3 protein-coding genes are annotated in these 4,382 nt (G+C 73.0%); 2 read left to right on the top strand and 1 reads right to left on the bottom strand.

Going from position 1 to position 4,382, the window contains the following annotated elements; translation table 11 throughout:
* On the top strand, window positions 1-1,255 hold a 1,255-nt coding region (gene radA / locus AAHZ94_RS29245; protein ID WP_349996673.1), incomplete at its 5' end, for a DNA repair protein RadA.
* Between the two features lie 101 nt (window positions 1,256-1,356).
* Window positions 1,357-2,481 (top strand): DNA integrity scanning diadenylate cyclase DisA, encoded by a 1,125-nt coding sequence (gene disA / locus AAHZ94_RS29250; RefSeq protein WP_176162463.1) that lies wholly within the window; start codon window positions 1,357-1,359, stop codon window positions 2,479-2,481.
* 900 nt (window positions 2,482-3,381) lie between these two features.
* On the opposite strand, the gene AAHZ94_RS29255 is transcribed toward disA, so the two are convergent.
* On the bottom strand, window positions 3,382-4,335 hold the full coding sequence (locus AAHZ94_RS29255) for a hydroxyacid dehydrogenase (protein WP_349996675.1): 954 nt from the start codon (window positions 4,333-4,335) through the stop codon (window positions 3,382-3,384).
* Window positions 4,336-4,382 lie beyond the last annotated feature (47 nt).

The raw sequence follows: 4,382 nt of genomic DNA on the forward strand, positions 1-4,382 counted from the left end.
CCCCCGGCGCCCCCCCCCCCCCCCCCCCCCCCCCCCCCCCCCCCCCCCCGCCCGCGGCACCGGCGGGGACGAGTTGGACCGGGTGCTCGGCGGCGGCCTGGTGCCCGGCGCCGTGGTGCTCCTCGCCGGCGAGCCCGGCGTGGGCAAGTCCACGCTGCTGCTCGACGTGGCCGCCAAGGCCGCCTCCGACGAGCACCGCACGCTCTACATCACCGGCGAGGAGTCGGCCAGCCAGGTCAGACTGCGCGCGGACCGCATCGGCGCGCTCTCCGAGCACCTGTACCTGGCGGCCGAGACGGACCTGTCCGCCGTCCTCGGCCACCTCGACACGGTCAAGCCCTCGCTGCTGGTCCTGGACTCGGTGCAGACCGTGGCGTCCCCCGAGATCGACGGCGCGCCCGGCGGGATGGCGCAGGTCCGCGAGGTGGCCGGGGCGCTGATCAGGGCGTCCAAGGAGCGCGGCATGGCCACCGTCCTGGTCGGCCACGTCACCAAGGACGGCGGCATCGCGGGCCCCCGCCTGCTGGAGCACCTGGTGGACGTGGTGCTCAGCTTCGAGGGCGACCGACACGCGCGGCTGCGCCTGGTGCGCGGCATCAAGAACCGGTACGGGGCGACCGACGAGGTCGGCTGCTTCGAGCTGCACGACGAGGGCATCACGGGCCTGGCCGACCCGTCGGGCCTGTTCCTGACCCGGCGCGCCGAGCCGGTGCCCGGCACGTGTCTGACCGTCACCCTGGAGGGCCGCCGCCCGCTGGTGGCCGAGGTGCAGGCGCTGACCGTGGACACCCAGATCCCCTCGCCGCGGCGCACGACGTCGGGCCTGGAGACCTCCCGCGTCTCGATGATGCTGGCCGTGCTGGAGCAGCGCGGCCGGATCAGCTCGCTCGGCAAGCGCGACATCTACAGCGCCACCGTCGGCGGCGTGCGGCTCACCGAGCCCGCGGCCGACCTGGCCGTCGCGCTCGCGCTGGCCAGCGCCGCCAGCGATACGCCGCTGCCGATGAATCTGGTCGCCATCGGCGAGGTGGGACTCGCCGGCGAGGTCAGGCGGGTCACCGGGGTGCAGCGCAGGCTCGCCGAGGCCGCCAGGCTCGGCTTCACGCACGCCCTGGTGCCCAGCGACCCGGGGAAGGTTCCCGCCGGCATGCGGGTGCTTGAGGTGGCCGACATAGGCGAGGCCCTGCGCGCTCTGCCGAAGCGGCCACGGCGAGAGGCGCCCCAGCCCCCACGCGAGTCGGCGGACCGCCGGTAGACTTTGCCCTGGTCTCGCCCGCACGCCCGTACGTAAGGACACCGCGTACGTCCGGCAGGGCGGCCTGCGGCACCGACCAGATCTGGCGACGGAGGAGTGCAGTGGCAGCCAACGACCGGGCGACAGCTCCCGGCAGGGCCGGTGGAAGCTCCGGTTCCGATCGTCTGATGCGCGCCTCCCTGAGCGCGGTCGCGCCCGGTACGGCGCTCCGGGACGGCCTGGAGCGCATCCTGCGCGGCAACACCGGCGGACTCATCGTGCTGGGCATGGACAAGACCGTCGAGTCGATGTGCACCGGCGGGTTCGTCCTCGACGTCGAATTCTCCGCGACCCGGCTGCGCGAGCTGTGCAAGCTGGACGGCGCGCTGATCCTCGACAAGGACATCACCAAGATCGTGCGGGCGGGCGTGCAACTGGTGCCCGACGCCTCGATCCCGACCGAGGAGACCGGCACCCGGCACCGCACGGCGCAGCGCGTCTCCATCCAGGCGGGCTTCCCGGTGGTCTCGGTCAGCCAGTCGATGCGGCTGATCGCGCTGTACGTGGACGGCCAGCGCCGGGTCCTGGAGGACTCCGCGGCCATCCTCTCCCGCGCCAACCAGGCGCTCGCCACGCTGGAGCGGTACAAGCTCCGGCTCGACGAGGTCGCCGGCACGCTCTCCGCGCTGGAGATCGAGGACCTGGTGACGGTCCGGGACGTCACCGCGGTCGCCCAGCGGCTGGAGATGGTCCGCCGCATCGCGACCGAGATCGCGGAGTACGTGGTGGAGCTCGGCACCGACGGCCGGCTGCTCTCGCTCCAGTTGGACGAGCTGATCGCCGGCGTCGAGCCCGAGCGGGAGCTCGTCGTGCGGGACTACGTGCCCGAGCCGACCGCCAAGCGCTCCCGCACGGTGGCCGACGCGCTCGCCGAACTCGACGCGCTCACCCACCCCGAACTCCTCGAACTCCCCATCGTCGCCCGCGCGTTGGGCTACAGCGGCTCTCCCGAAACGCTCGACTCGGCGGTCTCCCCGCGTGGGTACCGGCTGCTCGCCAAGGTTCCGCGGCTGCCCGGTGCCATCATCGAGCGCCTGGTGGAGCACTTCGGCGGCCTCCAGAAGCTGCTCGCCGCCAGCGTCGACGACCTCCAGATGGTCGACGGCGTCGGCGAGGCCCGCGCCCGCTCGGTCCGCGAGGGGCTGTCGCGACTGGCGGAGTCGTCCATCCTGGAGCGGTACGTGTAGCTTGCCGCGTGGCCGCTCCGCGTTCTGGGGTGGCTTGCGGTGGAGTGCTTTTCCGCTGGCCGCGGGGCTTCTTCGTGGGGTGGCTTTGCGGGGGCTGGCGGGTCGTTTGCCGCGGGTTGTGGCTGACTGTTTGCTCTCTTTGTTCCCTTCGCTGGCTGCGGGCTTCGTCGTGGGCTGACCGTTCGTTGGCCGCGGGCCTTGGTGGGGTGCGTTTTCGTTGGCCGCGGGGCTTCTTGGCGGTGGCTCGCCGGGGCTGACTGTTCGTTGGCCGCGGGTCCTTGGTGGGAGCCCAGGCGTGGGTGGTGCCCTTGTTGTTGATTCCGCCGGACTCTCCCTGTGGGGGCTGGGCGCCGTTGCGGCGGGATGAGGGGGGTGGGGCTGCTTGTGTTGTTGGGTGGGTGTGGGTGCTTGTCCGTGTGGCGGGGTGGCCATCTGCCGGGGCCGGGCGTTGAGGGCGCTGTCTGTGTCTTTGCCGCTTGAGTGAGGTCAGGTCCAGGTCCGCTGGTTGCGGTTTCTGGGTGGGCTCCGGGATGTGGGTGCGCCGTGGCGCGGCGGCAGGTGGCACTTTCGGGGGTGGGTTTTGGGAAGTGCCACCTGAGTGGTGGTCGTGGGGTGGGCGCCGGTGTGGCGGGATGGGCGGGCCATGGGCTGGGGCCGTGTGCCGAGGGGGCTGTCTTTGCCGCTTGGGCGGCCGCGCCTGCTGGCTGCGGTTTTTGGTAGCTCGCGGGATGTGGGTGCGCCGTGGTGCGGCGGCGGGTGGCACTTTCGGGGGTGGGTTTTGGGAAGTGCCACATTGTGGCCCCTGGGGCCGGGGCGGGGGCTTGCCATGTAAGGGCCGGGCCGGGCTTGGGTTCAAGGGGGGCGGGGCCTGCCGCGTGCGAGTCGGGGTAGTCGTGGGCGTTACGCGCGGAGTGCCGCGTGGTCCGGGGGGAGGGCGTGGGCGAAGCCTTCGCCGTGGGTCCAGCGGCGCACCTCGGCGATGGCCAGGGCCGCGAGGCGGCGCAGTTCGGTGCCCTGGGAGCCGGCGATGTGCGGGGTCAGGAGGACGTTGTCGCAGGTCCACAGGGGATGGTCGGGGGGCAGCGGGTCCGGGTCGGTGACGTCGAGCACGGCGTGGATGCGGCCCGCGACCAGCGCTTCGGTCAGCGCGTCCTGGTCCACCACCGCACCCCGGGCCGTGTTGATGAGGGTTGCACCGGGGCGCAGTGCGGCCAGGAGTTCCCGGCTGACCAGGCCGCGGGTGGCGGGCAGCAGCGGGGTGTGCACGCTCACCACGTCGCTGCTCGCGAAGAGTTCGTCGAGCCCCACCGCCCGCGCGCCCCACTCCGCGGCGGCCCCGGCGCTCACGTACGGGTCGTACAGCAGCACCTCCAGATCGTGCGGGCGCAGCAGTTCGATGAGCCGGCGGCCGGTGAGCGAGGCGCTGAGGACGCCGACGGTGCGCTGGTAGTTGCCGTCGCCGGGGCCGACGTACTGCCAGTGTTCGCGGGCCCTGGCGGTCCGGTAGGAGTGGGCCGCGTCGAGGACGCGCTTGCCGGCGAGCAGGATCATCGCGAGGGCGTACTCGGCCACCGGGAGGGCGTTGGCGCTCGCGGCCGTGGACACCTCGATGCCGCGCTGCCAGCAGGCGGCGCCGACGTGGCCGCGTACCGAGCCCGCCGTGTGCACGATCGCCCGCAGCCGGGGCGCGGCGGCCAGCGCCCGTTCGTCGATCGGCGGACAGCCCCAGCCGGTGATCAGCAGTTCGGTGTCGGCGAGCACCCGGCGGGCGTGCGCGGTGTCGAAGTCGGTGAGGGCGGGCGGCGGCACCAGGTCGGTGAGCTCGGCGAGTTCGGCGATCTCATGGGTCTGCAACTGGTCGAGCCAGGATTCGGAGACGCCGGTGGTGACGAGGGTGGCAG

It is taken from the genome of Streptomyces sp. HSW2009, from assembly GCF_040240285.1.
Lineage (GTDB): Bacteria > Actinomycetota > Actinomycetes > Streptomycetales > Streptomycetaceae > Streptomyces.